The following is a 17,545-nucleotide window of genomic DNA, read 5'->3' on the forward strand; positions in this document are numbered from 1 at the left end:
CCACCGCATCACGACCGGAGGACCCGCGACCGTGACCCAGCCGCTCATCGGCGTCAGCACCTACCTGGAGGACGCCTCGTGGGGCGTGTGGCGCCTGCCCGCCGCACTGCTGCCCGTCGGCTATCCGCGCCTCGTCCAGTCGGCCGGGGGCATCGCCGCGATGCTGCCGCCGGACGAGCCCGGCCGGGCCGCCGCGACCGTGGCCCGGCTCGACGGGCTGGTCATCGCGGGCGGGCCCGACGTCGAGCCCGTCCGGTACGGGGCCGAACCCCATCCCCGCACCGGACCGCCGGCCCGGGAGCGGGACGCCTGGGAACTGGCCCTGATCCGGGCTGCGATCGACACCGGCACCCCGCTGCTCGGGATCTGCCGGGGGATGCAACTGCTGAACGTCGCCCTCGGCGGCACGCTCGTCCAGCACCTCGACGGGCACGTGGAGGCCGTCGGCGTGTTCGGCCGGCACGCCGTGACGCCGGTCGCCGGCACGCGGTACGCCTCGCTGGTGGCGGACGAGTCGTCCGTTCCCACGTACCACCACCAGTCCGTGGACCGCCTCGGCGACGGCCTCGTCGTCTCGGCGCACGCGCACGACGGCACCGTGGAGGCCGTCGAGCTCCCGGGCCCGGCCTGGGTGCTCGGGGTGCAGTGGCACCCGGAGATGGCCGACGACACCCGCGTCATGGCGGGTCTCGTCCGCGCCGCCTCCTGACCGCTCACTCAGGGCTGTCCCCCGAGGGTGCACGCTCCCGCCCGCCCGGCCCTCAGCCCCCGGACCGCGTCAGCGACAGCAGGTCGCGGGCCGGGCCCGTGGGGCGGTGGCCGTGGGGCCAGACGGCGCGGAGGTCGCGGCGCAGGCGGACCGCCTCGACGGGGATGCGGACGAGGCGGCGGGACGCCAGTTCCTCCGTCACGGCGAGTTCGCTGAGGACCGCGGGACCGGCGCCGCTCACGGCTGCCGCCTTCACCGCCGTGGTGGAGGCGAGTTCGAGCAGCGGCTCCGCGAGACCGCCGTGGTCCGCGAGCGCCGAGTCGAGCACCTGCCGGGTGCCCGAGCCGCGCTCGCGCAGCACCAGTGGGGTCGCGGCCAGCTTGTCCGGCGACAGCGGCGAACGCCGGCGCGCCCACGCATGGCCGGGCGCCGCGACGACCACGAGCCGGTCGTGGCCGACGACCGTGCCGTCGAGCCCCTCCGGCACCGCCAGCCCCTCGACGAACCCGAGGTCCGCCTCGCCGCGCAGCAGACGCTCCGCCACCGCCGCCGAGTTGCCCGCGAGCAGTGACACCGCGGTGCCGGGTCGTTCCAGGCGGAGTGCGATCAGCCAGCCGGGCAGCAGGTACTCGGCGATGGTCATGCTGGCGGCGACCCTCAGCCGGGAGTCGCGCCGGTCACGCAGCGCCTGCGCGCCGGCGTCGAACGCCTCGGCCGCCTCCACGATCCGCCGCGCCCAGTCCGTGACCAGCGCGCCCGCGTCCGTGAGCCGGGACCCGCGCGGCGAGCGGTCCACCAGCGCGACGCCCAACTGCCGCTCCATGGAACGGATCCGGCTGCTCGCCGCCGGCTGGGTGACGCCGAGTTCACGTGCGGCGCGCCCCAGGCTCCCGTGCCGGGCGACCGCGAGCAGCAGTTCCAGCGCGGCGAGGTCGGGCACCCGGTGGGCCACGGGCCCGCGTTCTCCTTCGCTCATAAGGTCAGCTTATGGGGCCATAGTGACGGAGTGCCTGGTGGGCGGCGCGTCGGGACCACAGTGTGGGGCCATGGTCACCGTCGCCCACCCCCGCGCCTCCTCCCCCGCCGTGCCGCCCGGCCCGGTCCGCCCGCAGCGGCCCGAGCCGGCACTGCGCCGGCTCGGGCCGAACTGGTACTCCGCCGTCATGGGCACGGCCGCGGTGGCCATCGCCGGTGCGGCCCTGCCGGTGGGGCCCGCGGGAACACGGGACGCGCTCGGGGCGGTATGGGCGCTCTCCGCGCTGGCGCTCGCCACCGTGCTGGTCGCGCGCGCCGCGCACTGGGCACGCCACCGCGACCGGGCGCGTGCCGATCTCCTCGATCCGGCGGTCGCCCCGTTCCAGGGCTGTACGGCGATGGCGCTCCTCGCGGTCGGCATCGGCTCGCTCACGGTCGGCGGGGGCGTCGTCGGCGAACACGCGGCGGTTCTGACGGCGACGGCCCTGTTCGCCGCCGGCACGCTGACGGGGCTGACGGCCGCGGTGGCGATTCCGTGTCTTCTCGTCACCCGGCGCAGGGTGACGGCGGGGGACGCCTCACCGGTGTGGCTGCTGCCCGTGGTGGCCCCGATGGTGGCGGCGACTCTGGGCGCGCTCCTCGTGGGCAGGGTGCCCGCCGGACCGTTGCGCGGGGCCGCGCTGCTGGGCTGCTACGGGCTGTTCGCCGTGAGCCTGCTCGCCGTGCTCGTGATCCTGCCGCTGGTGACCCTGCGGCTCCTCCGTGAGGGCCCACCGCCGCTCGCCCTCACGCCTGCCCTGTTCCTCGTGCTCGGCCCGCTGGGCCAGTCCACGACCGCCGTGCACAAGCTGGCGGACGCGGCCCCCTCGGCGGTCGGACCGGCGGACGCGGCGGTCCTCGGCTCCTTCGCGACGGCCTACGGGACCGTGGCGCTCGGCCTCGCGCTGCTGTGGCTCCTCCCGGCCGCGGCGCTGGTGGTGCGGGCGGCCCGCCGGGGCATGCCGTTCGCGATGACCTGGTGGGCCTTCACGTTCCCGGTCGGTACGTGCGTGACGGGGGCGGCGGCGCTGTCGGCGCGCTCGGGTGCGGCCGCTCCGGCGTGGGCGGCGGCCGTGCTGTACGCCTTCCTGGTCGTGGCCTGGGCCGTGGCCGGGACCCTCACGGTGCGGGGCCTCACCCGCGGAGCGCTGCTCGCAGCGCCGTCGGCGCCGCCGCCAGCGACGGCCCGTACCAGGTGAGCATGCGCCCGTCGACGAGAGCGGCGGGGAGCCCCGGAAAGGCCTCCGGACCGTCGTCCGCGGTGAAACGGTAGGGCTCGTCGGGCAGTACGACCAGGTCCGCGCCCGCGGCGTTCAGCTCGTCGAGCGGGATGCGGGGATAGCGGTCCGGGTGCGCGGCGTAGACGTTGTCGACGCCGAGCCGGGCGAGCACGTCGCCGGCGAAGGTGTCGCGGCCGAGGACCATCCAGGGCCGCCGCCAGACCGGCACCACCGCACGGCGCGGCGCGGCCGGCGGTTCGACGGCGTCCCAGGCGGCCTCGGCGTCGTCGAGCCACCGGGGACGGGGCACCCCGCAGGCGTCCAGCACCCGCTGCAGCTCGGTGAACGCCTGCGTCAGCGTCCTCACCTCGGTGACGAGCACGTCGAGCCCGGCGGCACGCAGCGCGGCGAGGTCGGGCTCCCGGTTCTCCTCCTCGTTGGCGACCACGAGATCGGGCCGCAGCCCGACCACCGCCTCCACGTCGGGGTTCTTCGTACCCCCGATCCTGGCGGCGCGGAGGCCGGCGGGACGGGTGCACCAGTCCGTGGCACCGGCCAGCAGCCCGGGCGCGCTGACCGCGATGGCCTCCGTGAGCGAGGGCACCAGCGAGACGACCCGGGTCACGGTGCGACGGCCTCGATGTGGTCGGCGACGGCGACGACGAGGAGGCGGGTGCCGGGACGGGTGGCCCGCCAGCGGTGGAGCACCCCGCCGGAGAGGAAGAGCGTGTCGCCCTTCTCCAGACGGTGGGCACGGCCCTCGGCCTCGACCTCGGCGCCACCGTCGGCCACGTACATCAGCTCGTCGTTGCGGTGCTGGTGCTCGCCTCCGGCGTCCTGCTCGCCGGTGAACTCGACGGCGTGGAGCTGGTGGTGACCGCGCACCAGATGGCGCACGCCCGGCCGGGCGACGAGACCGGTGTCGTACGCGCGGACGACGTCGACGACCCGGCAGGAGTCGGCGGCGGCGAGCAGCTCGGCGGCGGTCGTCTCGAGCGCGTCGGCGACGCGGTGCAGCGAGCGCATACTGGGCCGGGCCCGTTCGTTCTCGATCTGGCTGAGGAAGGGCACGGACAGGCCGCTGCGTCCGGCGACGGCGGCGAGCGTCAGTTCCAGGGCCCGGCGCCTTCGGCGGACGGCGGAGCCCACGCGGAGCGCTTCCTTGTCTCCCATGGCTGAGGTCCCTCCCTCCTCTCTCTGTACCTTACGCACGTTCCGGCCCGGGCAACCCTCCGTTGCCCCTGCCGCAACGACGAGGTCCCCGCCACGTTATGTGACGGGGCCCTCACCGGTGGCGGATTCCGCTGGTCTGTTACGGCCGTGCGCCTTTCGCCGCGCCCCCGGCCGGGGGCGGCCCCTTGCCGGCGGGGTCCGGGTTCTCCGCCGGCCAGGTGCTCACGACGTCCCTGCTCCTCGCCCCTGCCGGCTTCCTGGATCCTCGCTTCCGGGCCGGTGGGCTGCGCCCATGCCGCTGCCCCGGTCACCGCGACCGGGCCACGAGGCGGACGACGACCACCAGTGTCCCCGTCGGCCGGGGCGCCGCCGAGGTCCGTGCCCTCGAGGAGCCGTACGGCCGGATCGCCGCCGAGCGCCAGACGGTCGTCCGGCCGAAGACGAACGACAACGACATGGCGATCGATGCCCAGCACCCCGCTCACCTGGTGATCACCGGGCAGGACGGCTCCGCCAGCCCACCGCACGCACTCGGGCGCTCCGCATGACACCCAGACCGACCAGTCCGGTCAGGGGGCCGAGGAGGAGAAGGGAACGGAAGCCGTGGTCCCGGCGGTCCGTCCGGGGCGGCATCGGACGGCCCCGTGCATCGACTGCGGCGAGCTGCGGTTCCACAGCGCCACCGCGACGCGTGGACCGCCCGCCGCCGTCCCGCCGATCGGCGCTCGGGGTGCGCCGCGACCGTGGCGGGCGGCGGCGCCTGACGCCCGGCCGACGGCGTGAAGGCCTCTGCCGTGACCGGCGGGGGGCACCTTCGTTTTCCCGCCGTCCAACGGGCATCCTGGGCGCATGACGACGCGCAGCCTACGTAAGGCTCTCTTGCTCGACACCGCCTCCCTGTACTTCCGTGCGTACTACGGGGTGCCGGACTCCGTGCGCGCCCCCGACGGCACGCCCGTCAACGCCGTGCGCGGGCTGCTCGAGTTCATCACCCGGCTGGTCCAGGACCACCGTCCGGACGAGCTGGTGGCCTGCATGGACGCGGACTGGCGCCCGCACTGGCGGGTCGAGCTGATCCCCTCGTACAAGGCCCACCGGGTCGCGGTGGAGACCGAGGCGGGACCGGACGAGGAGGAGGTCCCGGACACCCTGTCGCCGCAGGTGCCCGTCATCGAGGACGTCCTTGACGCCTTCGGCATCGCGCGGGTCGGCGTCGCGGGGTACGAGGCGGACGACGTGATCGGCACGCTCACGGCACGGGCGACGGGGCCGGTCGACATCGTCACCGGCGACCGCGACCTGTACCAGCTCGTGGACGACGCCCGCGGGATCCGCGTGCTGTACCCCTTGAAGGGGGTGGGCATGATGCAGGCCACCGACGAGGCGGTACTCCGCGAGAAGTACGGCGTGGACGGCCCGGGTTACGCGGACCTGGCGCTGCTGCGCGGCGATCCCAGCGACGGGCTGCCAGGGGTGCCGGGCATCGGCGAGAAGACGGCGGCGAAGCTCCTGGCCGCGTACGGCGACCTGGCCGGGATCATGGCAGCTGTCGACGACCCCGCGTCCGGGCTGACGCCGTCACAGCGCAGGCGGCTGGACGAGTCGCGTCCCTATGTGGCGGTCGCCCCCAAGGTCGTCCGGGTCGCGGACGACGTACCCCTGCCCGCCTTCGATCCGGCGCTGCCCAGGGCACCCCGTGACCCGGCCGGGCTGGATGAACTGGCCGCGCGCTGGGGGCTCGGCAGGGCGGTCGGCCGGCTGCGCACGGAGCTGGCGAGCGCGAGTCCGCGCGACTGAGGTGTTAGCTTAGGCAAGCCTAAGCATCTACAGTCAGGGGAGACCGCCGTGGCAGAGACAGCCGCCCGCAGGGCACCGCAGGTCCACGAGGCGCTGGTCCTGCGTACGGAACGGATCACCCCGCACATGGTGCGACTCGTGCTCGGCGGCGAGGGCCTGGCGTCGTTCGCCACGGAGGGGTTCACCGACCACTATGTGAAGGTCGTCTTCCCGGCGCCCGGAGTGACGTACCCCGAGCCGTTCGACATGGCCCGCATCCGCGAGGAACTGCCCCGCGACCAGTGGCCGAGCAACCGGACGTACACCGTCCGCTCCTGGGACGCCGCGCACCGGGAGCTCGTCATCGACTTCGTGGTCCACGGCGACCAGGGACTCGCGGGACCGTGGGCGGCCGCGGTGCGGCCCGGTGAGACCGTGCGGCTGCTGGGCCCCGGCGGCGGCTACGCCCCGGACCCGGCGGCGGACTGGCACCTGCTCGCGGGCGACGAGAGCGCGCTCCCGGCGATCGCCGCCTCGCTGGAGCAGATGCCGGCGGGCGCACGGGTCCACGCCTTCGTCGAGGTCTCCGGTCCCGAGGAGGAGCAGAAGATCGCCACCCCGGACGGCGTGACCGTCACCTGGCTGCACCGGGGCGCGCGTCCCGTCGGCGAGGCTCTGATCGCCGCGGTGCGTGGACTGGAGTTCCCCGAGGGGGACGTGCACGCGTTCGTCCACGGCGAGGCGGGCGCGGTGCGCGAACTGCGCCGCCACCTCCGGTTGGAGCGGGGCGTCCCGCGCGAGCGGCTCTCCCTCTCGGGCTACTGGCGCCTGGGCAAGTCCGACGAGGCCTGGCGGGCGGTCAAGCGCGACTGGAACGCGGAAGTGGAGCGCGAGCAGGGGGCGTAGCCGCTGCGGGCTGCAGGAGCGCCCAACGACGGGGATGCGGCGCGCGGAGAGGTCACGGCCGGTACGGCACTCGCGCCCGGCCCGCCTCGGCACGGACGCCGGCCCTCCCCGCAGGACGCACGGCCGCCGCGCGCCGTGGCCGCGACCACGCCCGGCGTCCGGTCGGCCGGGGCGCCCCGCCGACCCGCGGGGCGCACGTCACCGGGGCCTCGCGCGCACCCGCACCGCCAGCCGCCCCGCAAGCCCCGCCGCGGAACCGTCTCCGCTGCTCATGGGCCCCTCTCCCCCGCCGGCCCTTCGCCGTCCGTCCACCCCGGACGGGCGCAGAACTCGGCCGGAACACGGACGCGCAAAAAGTTCGGCGCGACGGCAGTCAAGACCCGCCTCCGCTCCGTATAGGGGAAGTGACACCCGCGGCGACGCAGGTCCGGGGAAGAGGGGCCGGCCGGAGCAGACCGCGGCGAGGGGAGAGCGGTGAAGGAAGCGATACGCATCACAGGGGCACCATCGGCGGGGCCGGGACTCGACGAACTGCTCGTCCGGGTCGCGCGCGGCGATCAGCAGGCCTTCTCGCGTGTGTACGACGCGGTCTGCGGACCCGTACTCGGCGTCGTCCGCGGGGTGTTGCGCGATCCGGCACAGTCGGAGGAAGTGACGCAGGAGGTACTGGTGGAGCTGTGGCGCACCGCCGCGCGCTACCAGCCGTCCCGTGGCTCCGCCCTCACCTGGACCCTCACCCTCGCCCACCGCCGCGCCGTCGACCGCGTACGCTCCGCCCAGGCGGCCGCCGAACGCGAGCAGAGAGCCGCAAGGCTCGGCGGCACACCGGCGTTCGACGACGTCGTCGAACAGGTTGAGGCCCGGCTGGAACGGGAGCAGGTACGGCGCTGTCTGCGCACGTTGACCGAACTCCAGCGCCAGTCGGTGACCCTGGCCTACTACCGCGGCCTCGCCTACCGGGAGGTCGCCGAACTGCTCGCGGTGCCGCTGGGCACGGTCAAGACACGGATGCGCGACGGGCTGATCCGTCTGCGCGACTGCCTGGGGGTGAACGGATGAGCGCCGCGGCGAAGGGAGCGGGGCGGGACGCCGAGCTGCACACGCTGACGGGCGCATACGCCCTCAACGCGCTCGGCGACCGGGAACGCGCCCGGTTCGAACGGCACTTGGCCGTGTGTGCGGCCTGTGAGCAGGAGGTGCGGGAGCTCGGCGCCACGGCGTCACGGCTCGGACTCGCCGCGACCGAGACCCCGCCGTCCGCGATGAAGTCCCAGGTGCTGGCCCGGATCTCGACCGTGCGCCAGGAACCCCCGAAGGTCGCCGCCGCGGAGGCCGGCCGGATCCCGGCCCCGGTTCACCGGGCCCGCCCGGCCGGCCGGCGCAGGCTCTCGCGGTTCGTCCTCGCCGCCTGCGTCGCGGGGCTCGCGGCGCTCGGCGGCGTCACGGTCGCGCAGCAGCGCGCCGCCGAGGAGGCGCGGGCCGAGGCCCGCGAGGTCGCCGAACTGGCGCAGCGGCGGATTCAGGCACTCGCGGACGTGCTCACCGCACCCGACGTGCGCACGCTGAGCACGGCGCTCGGCAAGGGTGCCGCCGGCACGGTGGCTCTCTCCCGGGAACGCGACCGGGCCGTCTTCCTCGCGTCCGGCCTGCCCCGGCCGGGCAGCGGCAAGGTGTACCAACTCTGGTTCGCGGACGGCGAGACCATGCGTCCGGCCGGGCTGCTCGCCTCGGCGGGAAGCGCGGAGGCACTGCTCATGGACGGCGCGGTCGGCCGGGCTACGGGCATGGGCATCACCGTCGAACCCTCCGGCGGCTCCCCGGCCCCGACTTCCGAACCACTGGGCCTGCTCAGCTTCCCGGCCGGGTAGGGCGGGTGCGGCAGGGAGGGACGCGCCGCCCCGCAGGGGCGGTGTACGGAGTGGGGGCGGTCCCCGCCCGCTCGACGCGTGCACTTCACGTCCCTCTCCCGCTACGCGGACGCCGCGTCCTCCGCGCGCCGGACCTGCGGCGCCTGGCACTCGCGTTCGGGCGGTAGCCGGGCGTCGCAACGGGGTACGGCGTCTCCCTGCCTCGTGCCGGCCGAGCGCCCGCACCGCGGTGCACCGTTCGGCCACCGACACCGGCGTCGGGCCGGGCGCCTGGCGGAGACCTCGGCTCGCGGCCCCCTCTTCAGGGCAGCGCCGGCTGATCGGTCCCGTGGTGCCACCGAGCCGACGGGCGCCGCTCGCGGTGCGGCGTCCCGGCACCCGGGGGTGGGCCGCCCGCACGGCCCGGTGTGCGCCCGCGCCGGGGCGGCGCACCGGGCCGTGACGGTCAGCCGACCGAGCTGTACGCCACCACGCCGCGCAGCACCGCGTCCACGGCCTTGCGGGCGTTGCGCGCCACCGTGGAGTTCTCCCCGGGCGCCGCGGCCGCGATCTGGCCGAGCACGTCGATGACCTGCTTGCTCCAGCGCACGAAGTCGCCTGCCGGCATCTCCGCCTCGCGCAGCACCTCGTCCAGGCCCTTGCCCGAGGCCCACTGGTACGCGGCCCAGGCGAAGCCGAGGTCGGGCTCGCGCTGCCCCACGCCCTCCGCCTGGTTGATCCGGAACTCCTCCTCCAGCGCGTCCAGCCGGCCCCAGATGCGCACCATCTCACCGAGTGCGGCCTTCGCTCTGCCGGACGGGAGCTTCGGCGCCACCGCGTCGTCGGCCTGCCGCGCCTCGTACACCAGCGCCGAGACGCAGGAGGCCAGTTCGGCCGGGCTCAGCCCCTCCCACACTCCTTCACGCAGGCATTCACTGGCCAGCAGGTCCAACTCGCCGTAGAGCCTGGCGAGCCGCCGGCCGTGCTCGGTGACCTCGTTGCCGCGGAGGTAGTCCATCTCGGTCAGCAACGCGACGATGCGGTCGAAGGTACGGGCGATGGTGTTCGTCCGGCCCTCGATGCGGCGCTCCAACTGCCGGGTGTCGCGCTGGAGCCGGTGGTAGCGCTCGGCCCAGCGGGCGTGGTCCTCGCGCTCGTCGCAACCGTGGCAGGGATGGGCGCGGAGTTCCTTGCGCAGCCGGGCGATCTCGCGGTCGTCCGCGGCGGCGGCGCGCGGTTTGCGGTGCCGGTCGGGCACGATGTGCCCCGCCTTGGTCCGCAGGGCGGAGGCGAGGTCGCGCCGGGACTGCGGCGAGCGAGGGTTGAACGACTTGGGGATCCGCATCCGCTCCAACGGCTCGACGGGGACTGGGAAGTCCATCGACGCGAGCCGCTTGACCTGCCGCTCGGCCGTCAGCACCAGGGGGCGTGGTCCGTCGTGGTACTCGTACCCGCGGTGGCCGTTGGCCCGGCCCGCCGGCAGCCCGGGGTCGAGGACCAGCGCGAGCCCGGCGAACTTGCCGGTGGGTACGTGGATGACGTCGCCCGGCTTGAGCTTCTCCAGCGAGTCCGCGGCCGCCGCCCGGCGCTGGGCGGCGCCCTGCTTGGCCAGTTCGGTCTCACGGTCCTTCAGCTCACGGCGCAGCCGCGCGTACTCCTCGAAGTCGCCCAGGTGGCAGGCCATGCCCGCCCGGTAGCCCTCGAGTCCTTCCTCGTTGCGCTGCACCTGGCGCGAGATCCCGACGACCGACTTGTCCGCCTGGAACTGCGCGAAGGAGGTCTCCAGAAGCTCGCGCGAGCGGTGCCGGCCGAACTGCTGCACGAGGTTGACCGCCATGTTGTACGACGGCTTGAAGCTGGAGCGCAGCGGATAGGTGCGGGTGCCGGCGAGGCCGGCGAGCGCCCCCGGGTCCATCCCGCGCTGCCAGAGCACGACGGCATGGCCCTCCACGTCGATACCGCGTCGCCCCGCGCGTCCGGTCAGCTGGGTGTACTCGCCGGGGGTGATGTCGGCATGCTGCTCGCCGTTCCACTTGACGAGCTTCTCCAGAACGACGGACCTGGCCGGCATGTTGATGCCGAGGGCCAGGGTCTCGGTGGCGAAGACGGCCTTGACGAGGCCGCGGACGAAGAGTTCCTCGACGACTTCCTTGAACGTCGGGAGCATTCCGGCGTGATGCGCGGCTATGCCCCGCTCCAGGCCCTCCAGCCACTCGTAGTAGCCGAGGACGTGGAGGTCCTCACGCGGGATGGACGCCGTGCGCTCCTCGACGATCGCCCGTACCTCGACGCGGGCCTCCTCGTCGTTGAGCCGCAGCCCCGCGTACAGGCACTGCTGGACGGCGGCCTCGCAGCCGGCGCGGCTGAAGATGAAAGTGATGGCGGGCAGCAGCCCTTCCGCGTCCAGTCGCTCTATGACCTCGGGCCGCCCCGGGGTCCAGATGCGGCCGCGCTGCCGGCGCTCGCGCTCACGGTCGGCCTCGCGGACCATCTTGCCCCGGCGTCGGTCCCGCGGGTTGTACGTGCGCGAGTTCTCCATCCTGGCCAGGCGGACCAGGTCGGGGTTGACCTCCCGACGGGCCGCGCCGCGGCCGCCGTGGTCGGTCTCCTCCTCGAAGAGGTCGTACATCCGGCGCCCGGCCAGCACGTGCTGCCACAGGGGCACGGGGCGGGACTCGGAGACGATCACCTCGGTGTCGCCGCGGACGGTGTCCAGCCAGTCACCGAACTCCTCCGCGTTGGACACCGTCGCCGAGAGCGACACCAGCGTCACCGACTCGGGGAGGTGGATGATCACTTCCTCCCAGACGGCCCCGCGGAAGCGGTCGGAGAGGTAGTGCACCTCGTCCATGACCACATGGCCGAGGCCGTTCAACGACTGGGAGCCGGCGTACAGCATGTTGCGCAGGACCTCGGTGGTCATGACCACCACCGGTGCCTCGGAGTTGACGCTGTTGTCGCCGGTGAGCAGGCCGACCCTCCCGGGGCCGTACCGCTTCACCAGGTCCGAGTACTTCTGGTTGGACAGCGCCTTGATGGGGGTCGTGTAGAAGCACTTGCGCCCCTGGGTGAGGGCGAGGTGCACGGCGAACTCGCCGACGATCGTCTTGCCGGAGCCCGTGGGAGCCGCCACGAGTACGCCCTTGCCCGCCTCGAGCGCCTCGCAGGCCTCGATCTGGAAGGGGTCCAGCTCGAAGTCGTACATCTCGCGGAAGGGAGCGAGCGCGGTGGCCTGCTCGGCGGCGCGGGTCCGAGCAGCTGCGTATCGCTCAGCTGGTGAGAGGTCCTCTGTCATCTTGTGGTCGAGCCTACCCGCCGGGTCCGACAGTGGGCGCGATCTTATTCGAGCGCGAGCGGAGGCCCGGGACGGGCGTTCGGACGTGCCGCGCCCACACCCGCGGGACACCCCGGGCCCCGGGATGTCCGTCCATGATCAGGTGACGTCGTCGTAGCCGTTGATCCGGTCCCGGTCGCCGCTCTGCTGCTCGGGGAGCGCGCGGGCGGCGGGGACGGCCTCGACGTCGCCGACGGCCTCGGGCGTGAGGTCGAGCTCGGAGGCCTCGTCGTCGCTCAGGCCGGCGTCCGGGTTCCTGCGTCCGCGGCGGGCGTCGTTGAGGAAGGAGAAGCCCACGGCGAGGAAGTAGAGCACGGCCAGGGGGCCTGCCAGGAGCAGCATCGAGATCGGCTCACCACCCGGCGTGGCGATCGCGGCGAAGGCGGTGAGGCCGATGATCATTCCGCGCCACCAGCGGAGCATCCGCCTGCCGGTCAGCACACCGGTCATGTTGAGCAGGATCAGGAGCAGCGGGAGCTCGAAGGCGACGCCGAAGACGATCACCATGCGGGTGATCAGGTCCAGATAGTCGTCCAGCGGCAGCAGCGGCTTCGCGCCGGAAGGGGCGAAGCCGAGCATGATCTCGGCGGTCTGCGGCAGGATCGAGTACGCGAGGTAGGCGCCGCCCACGAAGAGCGGTACGCCGGCGGCCACGAAGCTCAGCGCATAGCGCTTCTCGTGGTTGTGCAGCCCGGGGGCGACGAAGGCCCAGAGCTGGTAGAGCCAGACCGGGGTCGCCGCCAGCACGCCCGCCATGAGGGCGACCTTCAGCGCGATGGTGAACGGCGAGAGGAGGCCCTGTGTCGTCATCTCGGCACAGAGCTGGCCGTTCCGCATGACGACCTGACCGTTCACGCAGCCGACCGACTCGAGGATCGGCCGCATCAGGAACTCGAAGATCTCCTTCTGGAAGAAGGCCGCGACGATCGTCACCACCACGATCGCCAGCACCGACTTCATCAGCCGGTTGCGCAACTCACGCAGGTGTTCTCCGAGAGGCATGCGCCCCTCGGCGTCCCTTTCCAGCTTGCGGGCAGACTTGAGCAACCCACTTCCTCGTCTCGTGCGGGAACCGTCGGGGGAACCGGGTCAGCTCTGGGTCGTGCGGTTCGGCTCCGAGACCGGACGGCTGCTCGTCACATCGCCGGGGGCGGCCTGGATGGTGCGAGGGACGTCCTTATGCGCGGCGGGGTCGGCGCCCGGCGTCGTCTGGCCGCCCGCCGGCTCGTCGTCCTTCTTCATCGCCTTGGCCTCGCTCTTCAGGATCCGGGCGGACTTGCCCAGCGAACGGGCCATGTCGGGCAGTTTCTTGGCGCCGAACAGCAACAGGATGACCACGATGATCAGGATGATCTCGAGGGGCTTCAGATTGCCGATCATGTGCGACTTCCTTCTCACTGAGGCGGCTGAAGGGCGGGCTGCCCGGGGGGCGGTCGGACAGGAGTCCGATCACCGACTTGACAGCGATCGTAACCCGCCGGAGTAAACGCAGGGCAATGCCCGCACGTACCGGCGATTGCGACCCGAACCGACAGCGGGTCCGCCACTGGCAGGGTACCTCCGGGTCGCCCGACGGAGGAGACCACCCGCCTCTACCTCAGCGCCTCGCCCGCGCGCGCCAGCCCCGCCGCCGCTCTCTCCAGGTCCTCCGCGGCACGGTCGACGCGTTCGGCGGTGGCGGCCACCTGCCGGCCCAGGCGCTGGGCCTCCAGGAAGACGCGGACGCCGAGGACGCCGAGGACGGCGATCCCGAGGAATCCCAGGGCGATGGCGAGCATGGGCCAGAACATGGGCAGAGCCTAGATGTCGGAGGGGTCAGACGGTGGAGTGGAGGCGCAGCGTCCGCACGCCGCCCCCGGTGAGGAGCTCGACTATCCGCTCCCCCGCGGGCTTACGGACGGCCGCCCCGCACTCGGGGCAGGTGAAGGAGTAGAAGGTGGTCCGCCTGCTCGCGCCGATCGCGAGGCACAACGCGCCCGCCGCGAGTTCGAAGCGGCCGCGGCAGTCGGGGCAGGCGGCCTTGAAGAGGATCGGGACCTTCGGCGCCCTAATTCCGGACAGAGCGGACATATCCCTCTTGGTTCCCATCGGTCGGCCGTCAGTCCTGACTGTCGTACGCGGCGAGCGCCTCACGCGCCGCCCGCCGGGCGCTCTCCGCGAGACCGGGCGGCGACACGATCCGGCCGTCGCGCCCCAGCCGGAGCGCGAGCCGCCGCAGGGACGCCGGGTCGGGGGTGCGCAGACTGATCCGCAATCCGCCGTCGGGCTGCTCCTCCGCGCTGTCGTGCGGGTAGTACTCGGCCACCCAACGGCCTCCCGGGCCGACCTCGACGACGACCTCGGGATCCTCCGCCGAGGGCTGCACCAGCCCCTCGGACAGATCGCGCAGCTCCGTCTCCGGCGGTGCCGACGGCTCGTCCAGCAGCCGGATCTCGGCCACCCGGTCGAGCCGGAAGGTCCGGCGCGCCTCGGAGAGGTAGCACCAGCCCTCCATGTACGTGTGGCCGACGGCGAAGAGCCGGATCGGGTCGACCTCTCGCTCGGTGAGCTCGTCCCGCGCCGGGGAGTAGTAGCGGAGCCACAGTCTGCGGCGCTCCGAGATGGCGCGGTCGACGTCGGCGAAGACACCCCCCTCGGATTCGAAGGTCACGGAGAGCCGGGAGCTGGCGCCCGCGGACTCACCGGCCGCGGCCTCCAGCTTCGCGGTGGCCCGCACCAGCGCCTCGCGGTCGCCCTCCCGCAGTCCGGGCAGCGTCGCGACGGCCCGCGCGGCGACCAGGAGCGCGGTCGCCTCGTCGGCGGCCAGCCGGAGCGGCTCGGCGACATCGTCGGGGTTGTGCCACCAGATGCGCTCACCGTCGGTGTCGATGTCGAGGAGATCGCCGCCGCGGAAGCTGGTCCCGCACATGGGCAGCACGTCGAGGTCGGAGATCAGCTCGTCCTCGGTGATCCCGAAGGCCCGGGCGACGTCCCCGACACGCGCCCCGGGACGTTCACGCAGGTAGGTCACCAGCGAGAGCATCCGCCGGGTCTGGTCGATGGCGTTCGCGGCCATGCCTGTACGAGTCTCCCTCAGCCCTTGGCCACGGCGCGCAGCCGGTCCACCACATCGGCCCGCAGATCCGCGGGTTCGAGCACGACGACGTCCGGTCCGAACTCCACCAGCCAGGCGTCCAGCCCGTGCCCGTACGGAATCTCCAACTCGTCCCAGCCGTCGCCGAGTTCCCGGACGGACGAGGCGCGGGCGCGCAGCGGGTAACCCGCGTCCGCACGCAGCCTGATCCGCGCGGACCTGGTGGCGGTCTCGCCGGCCCAGCTCTCGACCGTCTCGCGCACCGTGACCACGTCGGGCACCGGCGCGGTGAAGGAGCCGGCGCGGGAGCGGACCTTCCCGGTGATGCGGGAGAGGCGGAAGACCCGCTCGGCACCGCGGTCGCGGTCCCAGCCCGCGAGGTACCAGTGCCCTCGCCAGCACTCCAGCGTCCAGGGCTCGACATGGCGGGTCTCGGGGCGCACGGCGTTGGACTTGCGGTAGTCGAAGACGACGGGGCGCCGGTCCCGGCAGGCGAGCATCAAGGGCTCGAAAGCCGCCTCGTGGACGGGGATGCGCGGCTCGAGGGCGCCGTGCTGGGCTTCGTACAGGTCCTCCGCCTCCGGCATCCCGGCGGCGCGCAGTTTCTGCAGGGCTCCGCTGGCCGCTCCGGCGAGCCGTGCCTGCTGCCAGACCCTGGCGGCCAGGCCCAGCGCCGCCGCCTCCTCGGCGTCGAGGGTGATGGGGGGCAGCCGGTTGGAGTCGCGGCGGGCGAGATAGCCGGTCTCGCCGTCGAGGTTGTCCACCGTGGCGATGACGAGACCGAGTTCGCGAAGGTCGTCCTTGTCGCGCTCGAACATCCGGTTGAAGGCGTCGTCGGAGGCGGCTTCCAGGTAGGCCTCGATGGAGCCGCGCAGCTCCCGCTTGCTGAGCGGTCGCCGTGTCCCGAGCAGACACAGCGCCAGGTTCATCAGCCGCTCGGCCTTGGCAATGGCCATCGACGCCCTTCCGCCCTTCCTCACCGTTCTTCTGATCGTCGAACCTACCGCTACGGAGCGTCGTCGCAAAAGCGCGGGGCCCATGCCCGTACGGGCATGGGCCCCACCGGACCGCTTGCGATCAGATCGCGACCAGGTCGCAGACGAAGATCAGCGTCTCGCCCGGGGCGATACGGCCGCCACCGGCACCGCGGTCGCCGTAGGCGAGGTGTGCCGGGATGGTCAGCTGGCGGCGGCCGCCGACCTTCATGCCCTGCACTCCCTTGTCCCAGCCCTGGATGACCTGGCCGACGCCGAGCTGGAACTGCAGCGGGGTGCCGCGGTTCCAGGAAGCGTCGAACTCCTCGCCCGTGGAGAAGGCCACGCCCACGTAGTGGACGGAGACGGTGTCGCCCGCCTTGGCCTGGGGCCCGTCGCCCTCCCAGATGTCCTTGATCTCAAGGTCGGCCGGCGGCTCGCCGCCCGGGAAGTCGATCTCGGGCTTCTCGATGCTCACGTGTTGCTCCTTGCGTTCTCTGTGCGAGTCAACGCTGACAGTCTTACAGAACCGCCAGGATGTCGACGGAGAAGACCAGCGTGGACTTCGCCGGGATGGGGCCCTGGGCCTGGTCGCCGTAGGCCATGTCCGGCGGCGCCACGAGCAGCACCCGGCTGCCGACCTTCTTGCCCTCCAGGCCCTTCGACCAGCCGGGGATCACGCCGGAGAGCGGGAAGGTGACGGGAGCACCCTTGGAGTAGCTGCTGTCGAACTCCTTGCCGTCCTTCCAGAGGACGCCCTTGTACTGGACGGCCACCGTGTCGTCGGCCTTGACCGCGGGACCGCTGCCCTCGATGACGTAGTTGGAGACCAGCTTGGTCGGGGCGGGCTTCTTCGGCACGGTGATCGAGGGCGCCTTGCCGTCGGTGTTCGTCCCGACCTTGGGCAGGTCGATGTTGTCCTGGGCGACCTCGGTGCCCTTGGCGGACACGGGGAGCGTCGTGCCCTTGACGATGTCCATGACGAACACGAGCGTGGCGTTCGGCGGGATGTCGCCCTGACCGCTGCTGCCGTAGGCGAGCGACGGCGGGATGGCCACCTCGAGACGGCTGCCGACCTTCTTTCCGTCGAGGGCCTTCTGCCAGCCCTCGATGACACCGCCGCCACCGATCGTCACGGCGAAGGGCTCGCCCCGGTCGAAGCTGTTGTCGAACGGCTTGTCGCCGTCCCACACCTGGCCGAGGTAGTCGACCTGGGCCTGGTCGCCCTTCTTGAGGACCTGGCCCTTGCCCTCGCTGAGGACCTCGACCTTGAGGTCCTTGGGCGGCTCGCCCTCGCCCTTGGCGAGCGTGGGCTTCTCGCCGAAATCGGCACCCGCGGTGATGGCGGGCAGCCCGTTCGACGGCTGGGCGGAAGTGGAGCCCTTGTCGTCGCCGCAGGCCGCTGTGGAGAGCAGCAGCAGGGGCACGACGAGCAGGCCGGCAAGTCGGCGCACGTGTTCCTCAGATCTCAGACGGCACATCGGTCGGTCGACACTCTAGGCCGTGCCGCGGGCCCCGT

19 protein-coding genes are annotated in these 17,545 nt (G+C 73.1%); 7 read left to right on the forward strand and 12 right to left on the reverse strand.

What is annotated here, in order from left to right; translation table 11 throughout:
• Positions 1–31: 31 nt before the first annotated feature.
• Positions 32–709, forward strand: a complete 678-nt coding sequence (locus tag QMZ92_RS01435) for a gamma-glutamyl-gamma-aminobutyrate hydrolase family protein (protein WP_283295366.1) — start codon at positions 32–34, stop codon at positions 707–709.
• 52 nt (positions 710–761) lie between these two features.
• On the opposite strand, the gene QMZ92_RS01440 is transcribed toward QMZ92_RS01435, so the two are convergent.
• Entirely contained in the window at positions 762–1,685 is a 924-nt protein-coding gene (locus QMZ92_RS01440; RefSeq protein ID WP_283295367.1) for a LysR family transcriptional regulator, read from the reverse strand.
• Between the two features lie 70 nt (positions 1,686–1,755).
• On the opposite strand from QMZ92_RS01440, the gene QMZ92_RS01445 reads away from it, so the two are divergent.
• Positions 1,756–2,922, forward strand: coding sequence for an SLAC1 family transporter (locus QMZ92_RS01445; RefSeq protein WP_283295368.1), 1,167 nt, complete (start codon positions 1,756–1,758; stop codon positions 2,920–2,922).
• On the opposite strand, the gene QMZ92_RS01450 is transcribed toward QMZ92_RS01445, so the two are convergent.
• Positions 2,858–3,568 (reverse strand): helical backbone metal receptor, encoded by a 711-nt coding sequence (locus tag QMZ92_RS01450; RefSeq protein WP_283295369.1) that lies wholly within the window; start codon positions 3,566–3,568, stop codon positions 2,858–2,860. The genes QMZ92_RS01445 and QMZ92_RS01450 overlap by 65 nt on opposite strands.
• Complete coding sequence (locus QMZ92_RS01455) at positions 3,565–4,116, reverse strand: helix-turn-helix domain-containing protein (RefSeq protein WP_283295370.1); 552 nt, start codon at positions 4,114–4,116, stop codon at positions 3,565–3,567. Before QMZ92_RS01455 ends, QMZ92_RS01450 begins: the two co-directional genes overlap by 4 nt.
• 218 nt (positions 4,117–4,334) lie before the next feature.
• On the opposite strand from QMZ92_RS01455, the gene QMZ92_RS01460 reads away from it, so the two are divergent.
• The 5 genes from QMZ92_RS01460 to QMZ92_RS01480 all read left to right on the forward strand — a co-directional run bounded on the left by QMZ92_RS01460 (position 4,335) and on the right by QMZ92_RS01480 (position 8,666).
• Positions 4,335–4,664, forward strand: coding sequence for a hypothetical protein (locus QMZ92_RS01460; protein ID WP_283295371.1), 330 nt, complete (start codon positions 4,335–4,337; stop codon positions 4,662–4,664).
• 301 nt (positions 4,665–4,965) lie between these two features.
• A complete protein-coding gene (locus QMZ92_RS01465) occupies positions 4,966–5,913 on the forward strand; it encodes a 5'-3' exonuclease (RefSeq protein ID WP_283295372.1) in 948 nt (315 codons plus the stop codon).
• A 48-nt stretch (positions 5,914–5,961) separates the two neighbouring features.
• A complete protein-coding gene (locus QMZ92_RS01470; protein ID WP_283295373.1) occupies positions 5,962–6,798 on the forward strand; it encodes a siderophore-interacting protein in 837 nt (278 codons plus the stop codon).
• A gap of 474 nt (positions 6,799–7,272) precedes the next feature.
• A complete protein-coding gene (locus QMZ92_RS01475; RefSeq protein ID WP_283295374.1) occupies positions 7,273–7,857 on the forward strand; it encodes a sigma-70 family RNA polymerase sigma factor in 585 nt (194 codons plus the stop codon).
• The gene (locus QMZ92_RS01480; RefSeq protein WP_283295375.1) at positions 7,854–8,666 is read left to right on the forward strand and encodes an anti-sigma factor; all 813 of its coding nucleotides are present in this window, start codon (positions 7,854–7,856) and stop codon (positions 8,664–8,666) included. Before QMZ92_RS01475 ends, QMZ92_RS01480 begins: the two co-directional genes overlap by 4 nt.
• Before the next feature lie 445 nt (positions 8,667–9,111).
• Here QMZ92_RS01480 and QMZ92_RS01485 read toward each other — a convergent pair whose 3' ends face one another.
• From QMZ92_RS01485 to QMZ92_RS01525, 9 genes are all read right to left on the reverse strand, one after another.
• A complete protein-coding gene (locus QMZ92_RS01485; RefSeq protein ID WP_283295376.1) occupies positions 9,112–11,940 on the reverse strand; it encodes a DEAD/DEAH box helicase in 2,829 nt (942 codons plus the stop codon).
• A gap of 138 nt (positions 11,941–12,078) precedes the next feature.
• Positions 12,079–13,026, reverse strand: coding sequence for a twin-arginine translocase subunit TatC (tatC, locus tag QMZ92_RS01490; RefSeq protein ID WP_283295377.1), 948 nt, complete (start codon positions 13,024–13,026; stop codon positions 12,079–12,081).
• A gap of 42 nt (positions 13,027–13,068) precedes the next feature.
• The gene (gene tatA, locus QMZ92_RS01495; RefSeq protein ID WP_283295378.1) at positions 13,069–13,359 is read right to left on the reverse strand and encodes a Sec-independent protein translocase subunit TatA; all 291 of its coding nucleotides are present in this window, start codon (positions 13,357–13,359) and stop codon (positions 13,069–13,071) included.
• A gap of 212 nt (positions 13,360–13,571) precedes the next feature.
• Complete coding sequence (locus QMZ92_RS01500) at positions 13,572–13,769, reverse strand: hypothetical protein (RefSeq protein WP_138056212.1); 198 nt, start codon at positions 13,767–13,769, stop codon at positions 13,572–13,574.
• Between the two features lie 25 nt (positions 13,770–13,794).
• A complete protein-coding gene (locus QMZ92_RS01505; RefSeq protein ID WP_502961963.1) occupies positions 13,795–14,067 on the reverse strand; it encodes a hypothetical protein in 273 nt (90 codons plus the stop codon).
• Positions 14,068–14,077: 10 nt separating this feature from the next.
• Positions 14,078–15,034 carry a helix-turn-helix transcriptional regulator gene (locus tag QMZ92_RS01510; RefSeq protein ID WP_138056211.1) on the reverse strand — a complete coding sequence of 319 codons (957 nt, stop codon included), beginning with the start codon at positions 15,032–15,034 and terminating at the stop codon, positions 14,078–14,080.
• A 17-nt stretch (positions 15,035–15,051) separates the two neighbouring features.
• Positions 15,052–16,008, reverse strand: a complete 957-nt coding sequence (locus QMZ92_RS01515) for a helix-turn-helix transcriptional regulator (protein ID WP_283295379.1) — start codon at positions 16,006–16,008, stop codon at positions 15,052–15,054.
• A 121-nt stretch (positions 16,009–16,129) separates the two neighbouring features.
• Positions 16,130–16,504 (reverse strand): FKBP-type peptidyl-prolyl cis-trans isomerase, encoded by a 375-nt coding sequence (locus tag QMZ92_RS01520; RefSeq protein ID WP_138056209.1) that lies wholly within the window; start codon positions 16,502–16,504, stop codon positions 16,130–16,132.
• Positions 16,505–16,547: 43 nt separating this feature from the next.
• The gene (locus QMZ92_RS01525; RefSeq protein WP_283295380.1) at positions 16,548–17,480 is read right to left on the reverse strand and encodes an FKBP-type peptidyl-prolyl cis-trans isomerase; all 933 of its coding nucleotides are present in this window, start codon (positions 17,478–17,480) and stop codon (positions 16,548–16,550) included.
• Positions 17,481–17,545 lie beyond the last annotated feature (65 nt).

This window comes from Streptomyces sp. HNM0645 (genome assembly GCF_030056615.1).
Taxonomy (GTDB): domain Bacteria; phylum Actinomycetota; class Actinomycetes; order Streptomycetales; family Streptomycetaceae; genus Streptomyces; species Streptomyces marianii.